Origin of the sequence: Dokdonia pacifica, assembly GCF_900188275.1 — a bacterium.
Taxonomy (GTDB): Bacteria; Bacteroidota; Bacteroidia; order Flavobacteriales; family Flavobacteriaceae; genus Dokdonia; species Dokdonia pacifica.
Window position 1 is genome coordinate 298,762 of the sequence record NZ_FZNY01000003.1, and the last position, 19,771, is coordinate 318,532.

A 19,771-nucleotide genomic window follows, 5' to 3' on the forward strand; every position below is an offset into this window, starting at 1 on the left:
TTTAGTACAAATATCTATAAAACTGTTTTCTTAAGACGATCTATTTTTTTAGTATTCAATCGTATGACTAAAAATACACTTATAACAAAAAATACGAAGAGCACTGCTAGATTAACTAAAGAGGCTTCTATATAATCTAGGTTTTCAAAAATTAGACTTCCTTTTCTTCTTGGGAGAATAGGAATTATAAAAGATAAGATGATCAGAAATGTTATAGAGTAAGGTGCTAGCTTTTTGAATGAACGATTTTGCTTTTGTAATCGTTCAATGTCTCTAGCAATAATCTCTTTTTTTTGCTCTTTTATACTTTTACTCATAGAAATGTAGCCATAATTATAATACTACACCCTAATAGTCTTTGGGAATAGTTATTTGTTACAGTTTGATTCTATATGCTTTAACGCTTTGCTTTCCTTTTGGGTCGTGAACCCGCCTGCCGGCAGGCAAGTCTCGCAAGCTCGATTTATCATTTCATTCTCTCTTCGGTCATGAATCTCGCAAGCTCGATTTATCATTTCATTCTCCCTCCGGTCGTGAATCTCACAAGTTCGATTTCGCGAAAGCGTATACAGTATCATTATATGCAATAGGAATTAATTATAGAATAAAAAATAGCGATTTGAATGCATTCAAATCGCTATGATATTATATCTAGAAAATGTTATTTATTTTACTTGATACCGGGTCATTTTCATAGTAGGAGCTTCTATCATATGTACATAGGTAGTTACGGATGTGTCTGTCATAAATTTTTGCATGGAAGCATCTGCACTTGCTTGATTTTTCCATTTGACCATTACCAGTACCTCATTATTTTCCTTTGAATAGGCGCTTTCGCGGCTTATAAATCCAGGTTGTTTACTAGTAAATTTGGATTGGATATTTGCATCTTCTTTCCAGAACTCCTCCATATTTACAGCTGCTTTATAAGCAAATGTGGTAATCTCAATAACATACGATTCCATAGTACTTTCTTTTTGTTGGCAACCCAACATGATGATGCATATGCATGCTAGAACAATTTTTTTCATTGGATTTAGAAATTGAATTTTCCATTAGTATTTTGACGTTCAGCTTCTGGTGCTATGGTTTCCATCACATCCCAATGCTCTACGATTTTTCCATCTTCTACTCTGAATAGATCATAAAAGGATGTTGGTGCTCCTGCAAATGTTCCTTCACTCACCGCTAATACAAAATTACCTTCTCCTAGTACTTTATGTGTTTTAGTATATACCATCGTAATGCCTTGTTTAGCCATTGCTTCTAAGGCTTGTCCTAATCCTGAGATCCCATCGGCGATATCTGGATTATGTTGGGTATAGGTATCTCCTGTGAAGTAATTTCCTATTTTATCCATTTCTCCTTTTACTAGAATGGTCGTAACAAAATCACTTACCAATTCCTTATTTGCTAAAGTTTTGTCTAGATCAGTAGCAATTGTAGGGCCGTCTGTTTGTGTATGTCCACTAGGATTAGCTGCTTTGATGTCTATTAAGTTATCCCAATGTTCTACAATTTTTCCATCTTCAAATCTAAAAATATCAAATCCTATTTTTGGTCCGAAGAAATCATAAATGGTATGAGCAAATACATAATCACCATCTTGATACGCTCTTACGACATTGGCTTTAAACCCTCCTTCTGGCGCGTTTTGTAAAACGGCTCCAAATCCTTCCAAACCATCAGCTACACCTAAGTTGTGTTGTACGTAATTTGTAGGGTTAATATATCCAACAGGGGTTTGATCTCCTGTCTCTAAGCTTACTAATAAGGCAACGGCTTTTTCTTTGTTTGTGGGTTCCATAATTGTTGGTTTTTCAAGTTGTGTGATTTCTTCTTTTTTTGTGTCTGTTTTGCAGGATAGTATTGTGATACATACTATACAAGCAAGTGCGCTATATTTCATTGTGATGATTTAAATGATGACACAAATGTAGCGCGCCCCTTATGAGAATAGTAGGTGTAAGTATTTCAAAAAATGGTTAATATCGAACCTGTAAGCTTATATGTGAAGATTTTTAAATGCATTTGGGGTTAATCTTGTGTGCTTTTTGAAGTACTTCACAAAATTAGTGGGTTCTTCAAACCCTAGTGCATAGGCAAGTTGCGTACTTTTAATAGAGGAATTTATAAGCTGTCTTTTGGCTTCTAGAATGATAAACTCATCTATAAATTGTTTTGCTGTTTTATGCACAATCTCTTTACAGATAGTATTCAAATGTTTGTAGCTTATATTCATATGGGATGCATAGAAATCGGCATTTCTGCTCTTTCCATAGTTGAGCGCTACTATGGATGTAAACTTGAGGAAAGTGGCAAGCTTATCGGACTCTTGTATATGAAAGGTTTGTGATTGTTTGAGTTGTTCTAGTTTTGAAAATATAATCGTATATAATGCATCTATAATGTTTCCTTTATTAAATGCCTGTTGTTCTTTATAAAACTCTTTATAAAACAACTGGAAATATTCAGGTACTTGAGAGCTTTCAGGAATTTGAATAATAGGGGAGAAGAGATGTGATGTAAATAAACGAATCACGGTATTTCTAGGCAGTGTATTTAACTGACTTTTAAAATAATTTTCTGTAAAAAGAATGATATATCCCTTTGTTTCTGGTGTAAATCTAAACGCATTAATTTGTCCCTTGGTAAGGTATACTAAGGTGTTTTTTCGAACAGGATGCCAAACAAAATCGATTAGATGTTCTGTTGCTCCTTCAGTGTAATGTATTAATAAATAGAAACGAACTTGATGTGCTTTTTCAGGAAAGTGATCTAAGGTCTCTTTCCGTTCCATCAAGCTTTCTATGGTAATAATCTCTATTTCTTGAAGTCCGTCATGATTTGTTTTAAATGCTATTTGAGGTATATCATGAGACATAGAAAGGATTGAAATACTAGTTGCGATATTAGTTACGAGTGATGCGACGTGCTAATCGGCCGCCTATATATGCCATCGGGATATACGCTAGTAAAATATCAACAATGGTAAACCATGCGGGTCCTTGTAGCATAATATTAACAACAATTCCGCCTATAAAGAAAAGCACTCCCACAATAAGAGCACTTAACATTTTGCGTGTTTTTGAAATCGCTCCAGCTACTAATGCACCTACTAAGGTTCCTAGTGCATGACCTAAAAATGGAAATATAAAAAATTTAGGAGCTAGGGTAGGCATTACTTCGGCCATTGCAGCCATATCATTGGGATCTACATTTGGTATTGGTGTGACACTGTATCCCAGAGTAATCAATCCCATATTAACGATACTTCCTACTATCCATCCTGCGATGACAGCAAGAACATTTCTAAGAACTGAATTCATAATCTATGTTATTTGGTTGGTTGTTTGGTGTACTAAAGATAGGGAAAGATTTAATTATTGTAAGCGGCTAAAAATGCTACTACAGCTTTTCGTGATGCAACCATTGCTTTTAAAGTTCCTTCTTGTGTACCACCATATAGGAATTTATGTTTTTTAATTCCTGTTAGATTGGTGGATTGATATTCGGCTCTTTCAGTAGGAATGGCATCATCAAACCAAAGAAATTGATGCCCGCAATCTTTATAAGAAATATGATCCATCGTGTAGGGGTTATTTTCTTTTTCAAAAGTAGTTTTCATATAATCCGCCATTTGAGAAGCTGGCCATACCCAATCGTCTTCTCCAGTTAATAAAAGCACATTACAATGTATGTTTTCTACTTTGATACGAGATTGTTCCATCACTGCTGGATTCTCAAAAATAGGATCAATATATTTTTTGTAAACTATTTTCCCTGCTTGATCGGTAAACCGATCTATTGGCGCAAAAGGCACTTCTTTTCCTTGTAAGGTCCAGGAAGATACCAGAGGCTCATTTTCTTTGACATCAATATGATTGGGTAATACAAATGCACTAGGCGTATAGGCGATCACTCCATCAACTAGATCAAAATACGAAGCAAATGCCAGACTGTATTCAGCCCCTTTGGAAATACCTAAAAGAATAATCTTACGTTTTGGAAATTTGTTTTTAGACCATAAGACGACCTTTTCCAAATACTCTAAAGGTATTTTCTCCATCTTTTTGGGAAGATTACGTTCTCCAAAATAGGCAATAGATAGTACATCATAACCACTTTTTGTCAACCCAAATAAAACCTTATTTGGAATAAAACTCCCTCCAGAACCCGGTACGACAATCACTAAAGGCGCTTGTAAATTTTCTGGTCGTGATAAAAGCTTGGCAACAATATCCTTTGATGGTATTTTTTCAACAGTCATACCGTCAGGAGTATCCGAACAAGATGTAATTACAATACCTATAATAATGAGAAGATACTTTCCTAAACTTCGCATGGTAATGGTTGTTTATAGCATAACGTCTCGGGATGATTTATGTTTTATTGATTTTATTTCGCTTTCGCGAAATCGAGCTTGCGAGATTCACGACCGTAGGAAGAATGAAATGATAAATCGAACTTGTGAGATTCACGACCGTTGAGAGAATGAAATGATAAATCGAGCTTGTGAGACCTGCCTGCCGGCAGGCAAGTTCATGACCGTAGGGAGAGCGAAGTGTTAAAGGGTATAAAGAAGCTAAGTATTTAGAGAGGATTATTTAGGAATGCCACCAATTGCAAAACTCGCGAGAGCGGAGGTTGTAGGCAGGTTTTTATTCAGTTTTAGGAAATTCAATTCCTATTATTTCTGCTTCTCCAATTTTTTTTGCTCCTTCATGAATCCACCATTTTCTTCCGATATTCATATATTCATCAATCGGTTGTTTTGATAAAAACCGAACTAAAACTTCTTTAGTTTCTCCCGGTAATATCAATGCACCTTCTTCAAATTGAATATCTCCTATATAGGTATATTTAAATTGCCCATTTGTTTTGTATTCAAAAACGTGATTTGGTCTTAATCCACTTTTGAATCCATTTTTTCTTCCTCCTTGTTCAGTGGTCAATAATCTTAAATTTGCTTTAACGTGAATTAGTTCTGGTGTTTCATCAAGGTCAAAATCTGTAATGCTATAATCAGTATATTTTCCGAAAGTGTGTGTGTCAAAAACTTTCCCATAGCCTAAATTCAGCCACCTTTTGTAAATCAATTTTCCATTGATATAAAGGTAAAACTCATTGTCGTCTTTTATTTCCTTTTTAATTACCATGTCCATACGGGTCCGTTATAATATAGTATGATCAACCAAGTAGTATAAAAAATTGAAAATAATGTTCCAATTACTAGAAAGAACCATCTAAACCTTTTGAACTTGAAAAGCGTTTTAAAATAATATTCATCTAGCAGTTCAATTAGTATTCCAATGGAATAGAGAATATTTGCTCCCAAACCATATAGTACAACTCCAAGAATATCTTCATGGTTGAAAGTATCAGGTCGTTCATTAATAATTTGCCATACACCAAAAATCAGTACAATTAGATTATACCAAATCCGCTTTTTTTCCCACCAATCTAATGTGTTTCTTGTTAGCTCACTGTTCATGATCAAATTAGTTATAGTGGTTTGGTTTTGTGTATGATTTCGTTGCGTGTTTAAGCACTAAAGTTAGCAAACAAATCACGGATAGAAAATTCCAGCGGAATTTTCGTAAGTAAGCCTTTACTAGCAATGAATTATACACAATGTTGTAGCTAGTTTTTTTCTATTGGGTATTTAAAATTAGGATACTCTGTTTCAAAATATTCATTTTTTTCCTTAACAACAGTATTGTCAATCATTCCTGTAGATAGATTTATTTTCCCAAATCCGAAGTACCAATTCTCGGTTTCATAAAACTTTATTTCGGACTTTATCAATTGTTTTGAATTGTTGTTATTATTTTTTTTAATCCAAAATAAATCCTGCTCGCTATACATACCTCCAATATGTAACATAGCACTCTCAAAACTTATTCTATTTAAGAGGGTTTCGATATTCCAAATCAGTTCATTGAAATCTTCCAAATCATATCCTAAATATTTAAACGTTCTAGAAAATGATATTATATATGATTCATAAAAGTATGGATATTCATTATTCCCTTTTGAAAACATTGAAGAATGTATGTAGTTATATTGTTCAGAGTTTGACATTTCGTCAATTGCTTTATTGACATTTTCATATTCTCTATCAATTAATATTACTCCATATATATAATTGTATTCGTACATTTCTTTAATTAGCTACAACTTATTTATATCATTACCCCTAAAATACCATAAAAACCCATCAATCATATAGTTATAGTCTTTTAAATAAGTGCCAGTTCGTTTATATCCGTTAAAAACGTTTATAAACGTTTTATTATAATAGTCTAAAACAATTTATCATAAGATTATACTCTTACATTTTCTGCTAATTGATTTGCTATATGTTCCATCTGTTTCCATTCTGATTCTGAAAAACTATCACTTTCAACCACTATAGGAATATTAAAATCTCCTATTATTTTTTCTTTAAATAAGAAAGTGCTTTTTTGATCATACAGTTCTGTTCCTTTAAGTAACATTAATGGAAATGCAGTAACTTTTTTACAGCCATTTGTATACGCAAAATCAATACTTTCTTTAAAGGACTTTAGTGTTTGTGATGGCAACCCATAAATAAGACTTATTTCAAAAGGAATATTACGTTGTTTAAGTTTAGACATAACTTGTTTAATAACTTCAGGATTATTCTTTCGGTTTATAAGATTACTTTCTTGTTCTGATGCAGTCTGTAGACCAAATTCTAAATTCATATTTAGTTTTGAACATAAATCAAGAAATTTACGTCCTCTATCTCCTTTTATCGTTTCAAACCTAGCTTGAACACTCACTAATCCTGAAAAGCGTATGTCTATTAATTTCTCCATTACTAATAAATAATCAGTACCAGCATTAAAAATTGGATCAATGATATTTATTTTTTTTACTTCTTTTTTTTTAAAGAATTCTAGCTCTTGAAAAACTTTATCTAATGATCCTTTATGCACACGATTTGTATTAAGGTCTCTATGTGCGCAAAATGTACACCTATATGGACAACCTCGTTTAGTTTCTAAACGAACCATTTCTTGGTTTTTAACAATCTGTAATTCTCCTGTTAAGTAAGGAGAAGGAATATTTTTGAAATCTATTTTTGAATCTAAATAGAAGTTCGTTGTGTTATTACTAATAATATCAAGGAGACTTTGTTCTGCATAACCACTTATAAAATAGGTACACAAAGGATATTCTTTCTGTGGATTTTGAGAATAAGATATTTGATAGCCGCCAAGTATAAAATCACCAGAAAAACCAAAAGTAGTTTTAATGGAAGCCATTAATGGATTTATTAAATACTCGTTCCATATATAAGCAGATAATGCTATATAATCATATATATTGTAATCTATGTTTTTAAGATGCTTATGTAAATTAAAACTATTTTTGATAGTGTACATATTTATAGATATGTGATTTACGACGAAATCTTTTCCATATCTGTCATCAGCTTTTAAAAAACCAACTAAAGAACTTATCGCCAATGATTTTTCACTTTCGCCTTCTCTTATAAGGTCAAATGATATAATAAGTAGTCTTTTCAATTTCAATAATGATATTTGAGGTCTCTCTAATTATAATTTTAATATCCCATTCCCCCTTACGGTTTCCCGTAATCCGCTCAAATAAATCCCAACAAAAACAATAAGCCATTCCATAAAATTGGAAAAATTCCAAATTATATCGTAATTTCCATTTGAAATATGGAGAAACTCCACTATCTTTACACCATCAATTCAAATTCGTAATACGTGCTTACATCCCTATCCATAAAAAACTATGCGCTTATTGAAGAAGCGCAATTGGCTATGCAAGATGGGTTTACCGTCATAACAGGAGAGACGGGAGCTGGAAAATCAATATTGTTAGGAGCACTAGGATTGATTACAGGCAAACGTGCTGATAGTTCGAGTATGGGGGATATGACGTCCAAATGTATCATCGAAGGGATCTTTGAAGTTGCTGGTTACCAATTACAATCCTTTTTTAAGAAGAATGATCTCGATTATGAAGAAGCGACCATCATTCGTAGGGAGATTTTACCTTCTGGAAAGAGTCGTGCCTTTATTAATGATACTCCCGTGACATTAGCACAGTTAGGTGCCTTGGGAGAACGATTGGTGGATATACATAGTCAGCATAAAACGCTAGATGTTACTAATAATGAGTATCAGTTTGAAGTACTGGATACCTTTGCAAATACGCTCATACTTCGTAAAAAGTACCAAGATCAATATACAGTTTGGAAGAATAAACTAGCACAATTACAGCAAGTTCAAGAGAAGAAGCAACGTGCACAGTTGGAGTTTGATTACCAATCCTTTTTATTTAATGAGTTGGATGAAGCCAAACTTATAGAAGGGGAGTTCGAACAACTGGAAACAGCACTTAAAACCTTAAGTCATGCTGAGGAAATTCAAGAAAACCTTGCCACAGCACAACAGAAGTTAGGACAAGATGATGTGGGAATATTAGATCAATTGTCTGAAGCAAGATCGGCATTATCTCGTATTAGTGGTTTTGGAGAGGAGTATGAAACCTTATATAATAGATTACACAGTGTATTTATTGAAGTAGATGATCTATCTCAAGAACTCGCAGATTTGGCAAGTGGCGTAGATGCAGATCCACTAACATTAGAAAAAACGAATACTAGAATCCAGTTACTGTATAATCTGATGAAAAAACATCAAGTAGATTCAGTGACACAGCTTATTGAAGTTCGTGAGCGTCTGGATGCCGAGCTATTCGAAGTACAAAACGTAGATGATCAGATCGCAGCAATTGAGAAAGAGATCGCTTTCGCGAAAGCGGAAGCTCAAAAAATTGCGGCCCAATTACATGAAAAACGTTCTAAAGCCATTCCAAAACTAAAAGCTTCTATCGAAAAGATATTGGTAGAACTTGGAATGCCTAATGCACAATTGCATATAGAAGTGACTCGTTTGCAAGACTTAATGACTAACGGACAAGATGCCTTAGCTTTTCTATTTTCAGCAAACAAAGGAATGGACGTAAAACCTTTAGGAAAAGGCGCTTCTGGAGGAGAATTATCCAGAGTGATGCTTGCGATAAAAGCAGTGTTGAGTAGACATAAAAAACTACCTACGCTTATTTTTGATGAAATTGATACAGGTGTGAGTGGAGAAGTGGCTGTCAAAATGGGAACTATCTTAAAGGATATGGGACATACGATGCAACTTATAAGTATCACACATTTACCACAGATAGCTGGACAAGGTACGTCTCATTTTAAAGTCTTTAAAACAGATCAAGCTGAGAAAACAAAGACACAAATTGTACACCTCTCTCCTGATGATCGTATTGTAGAAATTGCAGCCATGCTTGGAGGCAATAATCAAACGACAGCAGCATTAGAACATGCACGTAATTTACTAAACTAAATACGTACTTAACAGAGCAAAATTTACCAATTCATCGACAAACAACACAAATCAATCCGTAAAATCACCTGTTCTTTCGGTTAGGTATATATGGGGTATTGCTTATACATTTACCCATGTATATTTGTGTTATTCATGATTTGTGGGTTGAGCAAATACCTGTCAGAATGGGGATTTTGTTTTTTTGGTTGGCTCATTCCCGATATGATAAGATGGGGATGTCTTTTCATATCGAAATAATAGTACTATACTCAAGTTAACGAAGAAACCTGTGGCCCCTTAAACCGCAGGTTTCTGTTTTTTATAAATCGTATTAACTAATTAATAAGATCATTTCTCCTTGTAAAGTTGATAGTTAACTCATTTCTATTTTAATTTATAAAAAGTCAAGCTTAGTTTCGTGTAAAACTAAGAACATGCTATTAAAATATCCTATCCTTGTTAGTTTTCTATTACTTTATTGTATCACATATGCACAAGAAAAAATAGAAAGCGGAGTCTATATAACCACAGATAAATTAAAATATATTACTATTAAAGATGATTTTCAATTTGATTACATCGTTTATAGTGGTTATTCTCCTTATATGATAAATGAGCAACGAAAAAAAGAGAAAACATCTAGAACATGTGGTGTTGTGGGGTATATAGGAGATTTATATGGTAATGGGACATATCATATTTTGGACGGAAAGTTATTTTTAGAGTTTAAGGTTGATTATTTGTCATCTAGAGAAATAGATAGAAGGTTAATAGAAGGTTGTGTCTTTGAAATATCTCAATTAGAAAAAATAGAGGAATGAAAAACGAAAAGGAGTGCATACATATTAAAAAATAAACGCCGATATTTGTCTTTCAAAACGAAAATCAACTTTTAACCGAATATTACAATGGGGTATAACTTACTAAAAGGAAAAAAAGGAATCATTTTTGGAGCATTAGATGCAAATTCTATCGCATGGAAAACTGCAGAACGTGTACACGAAGAAGGTGGGGAATTTGTATTGACCAATGCGCCTATCGCAATGAGAATGGGAGCTTTAAATACACTTGCAGAACAAACTGGTTCTGAAATTGTTCCTGCCGATGCTACTTCTATAGAAGACCTTGAAAACTTAGTAGAAAAAGCACAAGAAATCTTAGGCGGTAAGCTTGATTTTGTATTACACTCTATCGGAATGTCTGTAAATGTACGTAAAGGACGCGCGTACACAGATCAAAATTATGCTTGGACAGAAAAAGGATGGGATGTAAGTGCTGTTTCTTTTCATAAAACCATGCAAACATTATATAAGAAAGATGCCATGAATGAGTGGGGAAGTATTGTAGGTTTAACCTACATGGCTGCACAGCGTGTATTTCCTGATTATAATGATATGGCAGATAATAAAGCTTTTCTAGAATCGATTGCGCGTAGTTTTGGATACCATTTTGGAAAAGAGAAAAACGTACGTGTAAATACGATCTCTCAATCACCTACACCTACCACGGCTGGACAAGGTGTAAAAGGATTTGACGGATTTATTGCTTTTGCAGAAAAAATGAGTCCGTTAGGAAATGCAACAGCACAAGATTGTGCAGACTATACGGTGACGTTGTTTTCAGATCTTACAAAACGTGTAACCATGCAGAATCTCTATAATGATGGCGGTTTTAGTAATACCGGAGTAAGTAGAGAAGTAATGGATGCTTTTGTGAAAGATCAAGAATAATAGAAAGGTAATTACGCTTTCGCGAAATCGAACTTGTGAGATTCACGACTGTAAGGAGAATGAAATGGTAAATCGAGCTTGCGAGACCTGCCTGCCGGCAGGCAGGTTCACGACCGGAGGGAGAGCGAAGCGTTAAAGCGTATACATCTACTATAATATATATGGCGTAGTGTTCTAAAATAGAATGCTACGCTTTTTTTGTTTATACAAAATGTTTATTGAATCTGTCTAGATAATGGATAAGAATCCTCTCTATTCTCCCTTTAGGGTTAGGGGGATTGTTCTATATTTGCGCCATGCAATTATCCTATTCATTTATTATTCCTGTATACAATCGCCCTGACGAAATTAAGGAGTTACTTGATAGCTTTGTAAGTCAGGATACCACTTTACCTTATGAGATTGTCATTATAGAAGATGGGTCATCATTACCTAGTGATTCGGTGATTGCAGCATATACAGATACCTTGAATATCACCTACCTTCCTAAATCAAACTCAGGTCCTGGTCCTTCTAGAAATTATGGAATGGCTCGTGCGGCAGGAAATTATTTTATCATCCTTGATTCAGATTGCATATTACCACCACATTATGTTCGTGTAATGGATGAAGCATTACGAATGGATTATGTAGATTGTTTTGGAGGTCCAGATGCGGCACATCCTTCATTTTCTGCATTGCAAAAGGCTATCAATTATAGTATGACTTCCTTTTTAACGACAGGTGGAATTCGAGGAGGGAAAAAACAAGTCAATACCTTTCAGCCTCGTAGTTTTAATATGGGGTTATCTAAAAAAGCGTTTGAAGCTAGTGAAGGTTTTGGGAAAATTCATCCAGGAGAAGACCCTGATCTCGTATTACGATTATGGGATAAGGGATTTAAAACACGACTTCTAGCTGATGCTTATGTATATCATAAACGTCGTATTTCTTGGTCTAAGTTTTATAAACAAGTACATAAGTTTGGGATGGTGCGTCCTATCTTAAATAATTGGCATCCTAGTTCGGCAAAAGTTACGTATTGGTTTCCTACTGTTTTTCTAGCAGGCATCCTCTTTAGTATGTTGATGGCTATTTTTGGGTGGTTATTTTTTATATACGTTGTGATAGGATATTTCGTTCTTATAGGTGTGCATGCCATGGTAGTTACTAAAAGCATTCCTATTGGAATCATGGCTATAGCAGCTACAATAGTGCAGTTTTATGGATATGGAACGGGGTTTTTAAAATCTACGATTGCCGTACAATGGCTAGGGAAGGAACCACAACAAAAATTCCCTCATTTATTTTTTAAGTAATTTAGAAGCATGTCTATTTTGAAAGGAATCACATTTAAAAGAGCTAGCGTAAGAGAATTTTTCTTTTTTCTTTTGCTTACAACAGTATTAGCTGTTCTTATTAAACTTTCAAAAAATTACACCAAAATATATAGCCTTCCTGTACGTATAGTGAATGTTCCTATAGATAAAGTGGTGAGTAATCTACAACCAGAAGAGCTTGAAGTAACTACGAGTCTTTCTGGATTTGCATTGCTTTCTAATCAGTTTTCAGATTTTGAACTTGCTATAGATTTTGATCAATTAGAAAAAACGTCCAATAAAAAATACCAATATATTCCGGACGGACATCCTTTAGAAATTGCCAATGCTTTTTCAGGAATATCTGAAGTAACTGCTATTAGTCCTAAACAAATTACTATTCAAATAGATTCATTAGCAAGTAAAGATGTACCTATTACATCATTACTTACCTCAGAATTTAAAAATGGATATGGTCCTAATGGAACTCCAATACTTACACCTTCTGTAGTCCGTATAGTGGGGCCTAAGGCATATATAGATACTATTGCTGGCGTACAAACGAAGCCTAAAAACCTAACGGAAGTTTCTGAAAATATAGAAACACAGCTATCCATAGATTCTTTAGCATTGCATAAAGAAGTAAAATTATCTTCTTATAACGTCACGTATACACAAGCAGTAGCAAAGTTTACAGAAGGTTCTTTTAGTATTCCTGTGACGTTGATAAACACAGAAGGGACAGATGTAAAGATATTTCCCAAAACTGTAGATGTTTATTTTACAGTACCCATAGATGCGTATGAATCTATTACTGCAAATGATTTTGAAGTAGTTTGTGACTTTAGAAATCGTGATTCTGAAGACGATTTTATTGTACTTGATGTCAAAAGAGCTCCAAGACAAGTAAAAAGTACTCGATTAGCAACCAAGCAAATTAAATATATTGTCGTCAATTAAAGACATCTTTGTTTGATCTTTTAAATATTTTTAAGGAATTTTTGATGTAAAAGTTAAACAAAGTATATTTTTTATGCTTAATTTTAAAAATAGAAAACCTTAGTATTCTTTTAAGGTGATATCTTAAAATTAATTTTAGAGTCGTATGATTGTAGGCCTTACTGGCGGTATTGGTAGTGGAAAGACAACCGTAGCTGGTTTTTTTAAAAAGCTAGGGATTCCTGTATATATTGCAGATGAAGAAGCTAAGCGTCTTATGATGATATCTCCTGAGATTCGTAAAGAGATTATTCAATTATTAGGACAGGACGCTTATACTATAGATGGTCTTAATAGAAAATATATAGCTGCAAAGGTTTTTAAAGATAAATATCTCTTAGAGCAATTAAATGCTATTGTACACCCTAGAGTAGCTACTCATTTTCAAAATTGGTACAAACAACAAGACAGTCCTTATGTAATAAAAGAAGCCGCCATACTTTTTGAAAATGGAGGCTATAAAGAATGTGACTTTATGTTATTAGTTACGGCGCCAATGCATATTCGTATTGAAAGACTTAAAAAACGTGATAATAGCTCTATAGAAGAGATAAAAGATCGTATGAAGGCACAATGGAGTGATGCTAAAAAACAGGCATTAGCAGACTTTTCTGTAGAAAATATATATATGGATCAAACAAAAGAAAAAGTCTTTCGTATTCATAACCATATCCTACTTAGAATTACTCGTAATTGGTAAAAGCTGTTAACATTTGGTTAAATGGAAAGCCGGCTAAATGTTAAAATATTACTTTTGAGCAGTGAATAAAAAACTGTTTTATGCTTTAATAACCCTCATGAGCCTATCACTGATAGGTATCATATTCGTACAGGGATATTGGATTTTAGATAGCGTTAAGGCAAAAAGAGAACAATTTTCTTTTAGTGCAAAAAGAGCAGTTATTAAAGTAGCTGAAAAAGTACAAGAAAGGGAGTATGAAGAATATTATTATACTGTTGAGAGATTAATAGATAGTATTGGAGTCCCTGATGATCTGACCCTTGATGAATATTTCTTTATAAATGAAGATCCTATTACGAAAGATGTTTTTTTGTATCGTAATGGAATTTTACAGCAAGACTTTAAATTGTCTGCACCTGCTTTTGATCGAAACCTAGATAGTGTAGAGTTTAAAAGATATTTTAATCTAAGCTCAAAACAGATACTAAGTAGAGGTTCATTAGATGGAAATCTATCTAGTGAAGGTAAAATACAAGAGATTTCTAAGCTTACTGATTTTAGAAAAATAAGCTATGAAAACCTAATAAGTGATGTATTAGATAAAAAACCAATTCACAAACGTGTTTCTGTTGAAGAAATACAACGCGTGATGACGTTAGAGCTTGTAGAAAGTGATTTAGAAACAGATTTTGAATTTGGAATTTTTGACAATGACCTTTTAACTAGAGTTCGTTCAGAAAACTTTGATTTTAGAGGCTCTTCTCAATTTTACAAAGCACCTATTTTTTTAGATAATGAAGGAAATACAGGCTATTATTTATATGCTGAATTTCCTGGAGAGAAAAAAATAGTGATCTCCTCCCTTATTGGAATGATCGTATTATCTGTCATATTTACACTAATTATTGTAGTTGCTTATTCAAGTGCATTACACCAATTAAATAAACAACGTCAAATCTCAGAGATTAAGACCGACTTTATTAATAATATGACACATGAGTTTAAAACACCTATTGCTACAATTAATTTAGCATTAGATGCTGTAAAAAACCCTAAGATATCTAATAATGCAGAGAAAGTAGCGTACTATCATAAGATGATACGTGATGAGAATAAACGTATGCATGCACAGGTTGAAAATGTATTGCGTATCTCAAAATTAGAAAAGAATGAACTAGATATCCGTAAAGAACGTTATAAATTACATGATATCATTGAAGATGCAGTGCAACACGTATCTCTTATTGTAGAAGATCGTGATGGATATATAGAAATGCATTTAGATGCGCCAAAATCATCAGTTTTGGCAAATGAATCACATTTTACAAATGTGATCGTTAATATGTTAGAGAATGCTGTTAAGTATTCTTCAGATCAACCTAAAATAGATGTCTATACAGAAAATGTAAAGAACTTTATTTATATAAAGATTAAAGATCAAGGAGATGGAATGTCAAAGGCTGCACAACGCAAAGTCTTTGAAAAATTCTATCGAGAACAGTCCGGAAATATTCACAATGTGAAAGGACACGGTTTAGGATTAGCCTATGCCAGACAAATAGTAGAGGACCATCAAGGAGAAATCTTTGTGGAAAGTGAGAAGGGAAAAGGAAGTACATTCATCATTAAATTACCACTAATATCATAATTATGGAAACTGAAAACAAAAAGATTTTACTCGTAGAAGACGATCCAAACTTTGGAACAGTCCTAAAGGATTACCTATCTATGAATGATTACGATGTCACTCATGCCAAAAATGGTATGGAAGGCTTCGAAAAATTTAAAAAAGACGATTTTGACCTTTGTATACTAGATGTAATGATGCCCTATAAAGATGGGTTTACATTAGCAAAAGAAATACGTGAGAAAAACGCCGATGTACCTATTATTTTCTTAACTGCAAAAGCACTAAAAGAAGATGTCCTTAAAGGATATAAAGTAGGAGCAGACGATTATCTTAATAAGCCTTTTGATAGTGAAGTACTTCTTATGAAGATCAAAGCCATCATACAACGTAAGAGTGTAGACTCTATAGCAGATAGTAAACAATTTGAATTTACGATTGGAAACTTCCATTTAAATTCAAAGCTTCGTTTCTTAACCTTTAGAGAAGAAGAGCCTATCAAGCTTTCACCAAAAGAAAACGAACTTTTACGTATGCTTGCATTACACGAAAATGACTTAATGCCTCGTGAACTTGCACTTACAAAAATATGGAGAGACGATAATTACTTTACATCACGTAGTATGGATGTATATATCGCAAAACTTCGTAAGTACCTAAAGAAAGACGATACCGTAGAGATACTAAATATCCACGGAGAAGGATTTAGATTGGTTGTAAAAGCCCTCTAAATAGATAACGGTATTAGTGAAGAAAGTATGAAAACGTCCTACTCATCATAGGACGTTTTCTTATGTATAAAATCTGCAATTTCTTCAAAAGGAGTTTGATAGTCAAACCAAGTAATCGAAGCGTCTTTTCGATACCAAGTAAGCTGCCTTTTGGCAAATCGGCGTGTATTGGTTTTAATATTCTCAATAGCCTTCTCTAGAGATACCTTCCCTTCAAAATGCTCAAAAAGCTCTCTATATCCTACAGTTTGTAATGCGTTTAACCGCTTTCGCGAAAGCAAACCCTGAACCTCTTCTACAAGACCGTTGGCAACCATTATATCTACACGTGTATTAATTCTATCATAGATGACTGTCCTATCTGCCGAAAGCCCAATTTTAATAGTTTCAAAAGGACGTTTAGGCTTAGGTTTATCAAGAAAAGATGAAAAAGGTTTTCCTGAAGAAAGACATACTTCTAGTGCACGTGTCACTCGCTGATGATTTTGAATATCTACACGGTCATAGTATACAGGATCCTTTTCTTTAAGAAGTTGTTGTAAAGCTATGATTCCCTCGGTTTTGTATAGGTCATTTAATTGTTCTCTTATACCTGGTTGAACATCTGGAAACTGATCTAAACCACGTATTACAGCATCTACATACATGCCTGAACCTCCTACCATAGTCACATAAGGTTGTTTCAAGTGTAATGTATCTATAAGAGACATAGCTTCTCTTTCAAAGTGTCCAACACTATAGGTATCTTCTATAGAAATATGTTGAATACAATGATGAGGTGCCGCAGCTAGTTCATCAGGATCAGGTACAGCCGTACCAATATTCATTTCTTTGTAAAATTGACGCGAATCTGCAGATATAATTTCTGTCTGAAAATGCTGTGCTATTTTAATAGATAATGCCGTTTTTCCTATTGCTGTAGGTCCAACAACTGCAATAAGGTATTTAGTCATTATGTAAAGAATAACCACAGTGATTACAAAACTTTGCATTATCATGATGAGTATCATGGTTGCAATTAGAACAGGACTGTGTATTGGTATGTATATGTTCGTCTTGATTACCCGTATTGTCTAAAGCCTTTTTTGTATACTCTGCACTTACGATACCTGTAGGTACAGCAATGATACCGTATCCCATAATCATAATAATAGAAGCTAGAAATTGCCCTAATGGTGTAATGGGATGAATATCTCCATACCCAACCGTGGTAAGGGTTACAATACACCAATAGATACTTACAGGAATATTTCTAAAACCACTTTCTTCTCCTTCTACTAGATACATAATAGTACCCGAAATAATACAAATAACAAGTACGGTAAATAGAAAGATACTTATTTTAGTGCGACTATCTACAAGTGCTTTTGTAAGTTTATTAGACTCTCCTATATAACGTGTTACTTTGAGAATCCTGAAAATTCGCAATAAACGAAGTGCTCTTACAGTAAGTAATGCATTAGAACCTACAATAAAGAATGACAAGTATAATGGAATGGTAGATAAGAAATCGATAATCCCATAAAAACTAAAAATATACTTACTCGGTTTGTTTACAGTAATGATACGTGCAAAGTATTCTAAGGTAAAAAAGATGGTGATAATCCATTCACCTGCATAGAAGATATCGTGGTATTTCGCATCCAGACTATCTACACTTTCTAGCATGACAAGTACAATACTAGCAAGGATTAAAATAAGAAGGACAACATCAAAGAAACGACCTTGAGATGTATCTGCCTCATAGATTACTTCGTGTAATTTACGTTTCCAGTTTTTTTTAGTTTGGGTTTCCAAATAGGATGTTTTAAAGACTATAAAAGTACTAAATACTTAGGAATTGGGAATATTTGATAATGGGATAAGCTTTTGCACTTTTTTAGTTCGTAAGTAACTTTGTATAATATGCTGCGCATCTCTATTGTTATCCATTTTTGTAATAATAGATTTTAAGATGTCAATATTGTTGAGTTGGAAGTTCAAATTATAGAAGCCAATTCCTTGAAAAATACCATCTTCTATAAGTACTACAGAGCGTTCGTCTATATCACGTCCTTTATCAATCACAAGCATACTTTTGTTTTCATAACTATAGGTATTGATAAAGTTTTGTGCTCTTTTATTATATAATTCAGGAGCTTCTTTATTAATACAGGCACCTTCACACGTCTTTATAGAATGCCCAAAACAACTGCCTTTAGCATTTGTGAGACCCGTTTTATTTTGACATAAGGTATAGCTATCTGTGATTTTTTCTAAATGCGCTTTTGCTGAAGCAATAGAACTATAGGTCGTGATACCTTTTTTACGACCATCTGCTTTTTCTGTTTTAAAATTTATATAACCATCTTCATCTTTATAATGGCTAAGTTGGATTTTATATTTTGTTCTTCGTAATGCTCTATTAAAAATAGGTTTATTACGTTTTATCTCTTCGTTTTCTTTTAATAGTGCGATAAGTTCGCTTCCTGTTTCTTCATAAGTTACGGCAACAACATCATCTTGTATTTTTTTGCTTTTTCGGTTATCACTAGTAAAATGTTGGGTAAGTCGTTTTTTAATATTCTTACTCTTTCCTATGTAAATAACTGTACCATTTATATTGTGCATATAGTAAACACCACATACAGAAGGAACTGCTTCTATAATGTCTTTAAGCTTCTTATCCATGTTTTTTTTAGGAAAAGCGCGTACAGATGCTTGGATAATTTTTTTCTCCGTATCCTTTGCTAAAAGCATTTTGAAAAGCTTGACGGTAGCCATGGCATCTCCACTTGCTCGATGCCTATCTGTAATTGGAATACCTAGTGCTCTTACTAATTTCCCTAAACTATAGCTTTTATGTCCTGGAAGTAATTCTTGAGAAAGCGCTACTGTACATAATGTTTTTCGGTCATACGGGTATCCTAATCTATCAAACTCTAAGCTTAGAATCCGATAATCAAATTGCGCATTATGAGCAACAATAATACAACCTTCGGTAATTTCTATAATACGTTTTGCAACCTCATAAAACTTGGGAGCGCTACGTAACATTTGATTATTAATTCCGGTAAGATTGACGACAAATGCTTGAATGGGACGTTCAGGATTTACAAGACTTATAAATTGATCTACTACTGTATGTCCATCAAATTTATATATAGCAATTTCGGTAATACCTTCTTCATTGTATTTACCTCCTGTAGTCTCTATGTCTAAAATCGCGTACATTCTTAATTCCCAGAAACAAGGGAATTTCTCATCAGTTTTAAATTAATCATCAAAATAGTATCACACATAGTTGTGTCATGTAAAAGAGTA

21 protein-coding genes are annotated in these 19,771 nt (G+C 33.7%); 8 read left to right on the plus strand and 13 right to left on the minus strand.

What is annotated here, in order from left to right:
* Nucleotides 1-14: 14 nt before the first annotated feature.
* The 10 genes from CHB80_RS11405 to CHB80_RS11450 form a co-directional block, all read right to left on the minus strand.
* Nucleotides 15-317, minus strand: coding sequence for a hypothetical protein (locus tag CHB80_RS11405; RefSeq protein WP_089371597.1), 303 nt, complete (start codon nucleotides 315-317; stop codon nucleotides 15-17).
* 348 nt (nucleotides 318-665) lie between these two features.
* Nucleotides 666-965: an antibiotic biosynthesis monooxygenase gene (locus CHB80_RS11410; protein ID WP_143337112.1), complete on the minus strand. Its 300-nt coding sequence runs from the start codon at nucleotides 963-965 to the stop codon at nucleotides 666-668.
* Between the two features lie 71 nt (nucleotides 966-1,036).
* The gene (locus tag CHB80_RS11415) at nucleotides 1,037-1,909 is read right to left on the minus strand and encodes a nuclear transport factor 2 family protein (RefSeq protein ID WP_229746840.1); all 873 of its coding nucleotides are present in this window, start codon (nucleotides 1,907-1,909) and stop codon (nucleotides 1,037-1,039) included.
* Nucleotides 1,910-2,005: 96 nt separating this feature from the next.
* On the minus strand, nucleotides 2,006-2,884 hold the full coding sequence (locus CHB80_RS11420; protein ID WP_089371599.1) for an AraC family transcriptional regulator: 879 nt from the start codon (nucleotides 2,882-2,884) through the stop codon (nucleotides 2,006-2,008).
* A 28-nt stretch (nucleotides 2,885-2,912) separates the two neighbouring features.
* On the minus strand, nucleotides 2,913-3,329 hold the full coding sequence (locus tag CHB80_RS11425) for a hypothetical protein (protein WP_089371600.1): 417 nt from the start codon (nucleotides 3,327-3,329) through the stop codon (nucleotides 2,913-2,915).
* Nucleotides 3,330-3,379: 50 nt separating this feature from the next.
* Nucleotides 3,380-4,345 (minus strand): acyl-CoA thioester hydrolase/BAAT C-terminal domain-containing protein, encoded by a 966-nt coding sequence (locus CHB80_RS11430; protein ID WP_089371601.1) that lies wholly within the window; start codon nucleotides 4,343-4,345, stop codon nucleotides 3,380-3,382.
* Nucleotides 4,346-4,661: 316 nt separating this feature from the next.
* Complete coding sequence (locus tag CHB80_RS11435; protein ID WP_089371602.1) at nucleotides 4,662-5,165, minus strand: hypothetical protein; 504 nt, start codon at nucleotides 5,163-5,165, stop codon at nucleotides 4,662-4,664.
* Entirely contained in the window at nucleotides 5,153-5,494 is a 342-nt protein-coding gene (locus tag CHB80_RS11440) for a hypothetical protein (protein WP_089371603.1), read from the minus strand. Before CHB80_RS11440 ends, CHB80_RS11435 begins: the two co-directional genes overlap by 13 nt.
* A gap of 149 nt (nucleotides 5,495-5,643) precedes the next feature.
* Entirely contained in the window at nucleotides 5,644-6,162 is a 519-nt protein-coding gene (locus tag CHB80_RS11445; protein WP_089371604.1) for a hypothetical protein, read from the minus strand.
* Between the two features lie 164 nt (nucleotides 6,163-6,326).
* Nucleotides 6,327-7,559, minus strand: coding sequence for a B12-binding domain-containing radical SAM protein (locus tag CHB80_RS11450; RefSeq protein ID WP_143337113.1), 1,233 nt, complete (start codon nucleotides 7,557-7,559; stop codon nucleotides 6,327-6,329).
* Between the two features lie 207 nt (nucleotides 7,560-7,766).
* Between CHB80_RS11450 and recN the strand changes: the two genes are divergently transcribed.
* The 8 genes from recN (at nucleotide 7,767) to CHB80_RS11490 (ending at nucleotide 16,468) form a co-directional block, all read left to right on the plus strand.
* Entirely contained in the window at nucleotides 7,767-9,419 is a 1,653-nt protein-coding gene (gene recN / locus CHB80_RS11455) for a DNA repair protein RecN (RefSeq protein ID WP_089371606.1), read from the plus strand.
* A 416-nt stretch (nucleotides 9,420-9,835) separates the two neighbouring features.
* Nucleotides 9,836-10,222 (plus strand): hypothetical protein, encoded by a 387-nt coding sequence (locus tag CHB80_RS11460; protein ID WP_089371607.1) that lies wholly within the window; start codon nucleotides 9,836-9,838, stop codon nucleotides 10,220-10,222.
* Between the two features lie 87 nt (nucleotides 10,223-10,309).
* Nucleotides 10,310-11,131, plus strand: a complete 822-nt coding sequence (locus tag CHB80_RS11465; protein WP_089371608.1) for an enoyl-ACP reductase FabI — start codon at nucleotides 10,310-10,312, stop codon at nucleotides 11,129-11,131.
* A gap of 296 nt (nucleotides 11,132-11,427) precedes the next feature.
* Nucleotides 11,428-12,429, plus strand: a complete 1,002-nt coding sequence (locus CHB80_RS11470; RefSeq protein WP_089371816.1) for a glycosyltransferase — start codon at nucleotides 11,428-11,430, stop codon at nucleotides 12,427-12,429.
* Nucleotides 12,430-12,438: 9 nt separating this feature from the next.
* Nucleotides 12,439-13,389, plus strand: a complete 951-nt coding sequence (locus CHB80_RS11475; RefSeq protein ID WP_089371609.1) for a CdaR family protein — start codon at nucleotides 12,439-12,441, stop codon at nucleotides 13,387-13,389.
* A gap of 145 nt (nucleotides 13,390-13,534) precedes the next feature.
* Nucleotides 13,535-14,128 carry a dephospho-CoA kinase gene (gene coaE, locus CHB80_RS11480; protein WP_089371610.1) on the plus strand — a complete coding sequence of 198 codons (594 nt, stop codon included), beginning with the start codon at nucleotides 13,535-13,537 and terminating at the stop codon, nucleotides 14,126-14,128.
* A gap of 97 nt (nucleotides 14,129-14,225) precedes the next feature.
* Nucleotides 14,226-15,758, plus strand: a complete 1,533-nt coding sequence (locus tag CHB80_RS11485; protein WP_229746841.1) for a sensor histidine kinase — start codon at nucleotides 14,226-14,228, stop codon at nucleotides 15,756-15,758.
* A gap of 2 nt (nucleotides 15,759-15,760) precedes the next feature.
* Complete coding sequence (locus CHB80_RS11490; RefSeq protein ID WP_089371612.1) at nucleotides 15,761-16,468, plus strand: response regulator transcription factor; 708 nt, start codon at nucleotides 15,761-15,763, stop codon at nucleotides 16,466-16,468.
* 38 nt (nucleotides 16,469-16,506) lie between these two features.
* Here the strand turns inward: CHB80_RS11490 and miaA are convergent, their stop codons facing one another.
* From miaA to CHB80_RS11505, 3 genes are read right to left on the minus strand one after another with little or no spacing between them, the layout of a single operon-like run.
* Nucleotides 16,507-17,421, minus strand: a complete 915-nt coding sequence (gene miaA, locus CHB80_RS11495; protein ID WP_089371613.1) for a tRNA (adenosine(37)-N6)-dimethylallyltransferase MiaA — start codon at nucleotides 17,419-17,421, stop codon at nucleotides 16,507-16,509.
* Nucleotides 17,414-18,265, minus strand: a complete 852-nt coding sequence (locus tag CHB80_RS11500; protein WP_089371614.1) for an ion transporter — start codon at nucleotides 18,263-18,265, stop codon at nucleotides 17,414-17,416. Before CHB80_RS11500 ends, miaA begins: the two co-directional genes overlap by 8 nt.
* Nucleotides 18,266-18,301: 36 nt before the next feature.
* Nucleotides 18,302-19,681, minus strand: coding sequence for an exonuclease domain-containing protein (locus tag CHB80_RS11505; RefSeq protein ID WP_089371615.1), 1,380 nt, complete (start codon nucleotides 19,679-19,681; stop codon nucleotides 18,302-18,304).
* Between the last annotated feature and the right edge of the window lie 90 nt (nucleotides 19,682-19,771).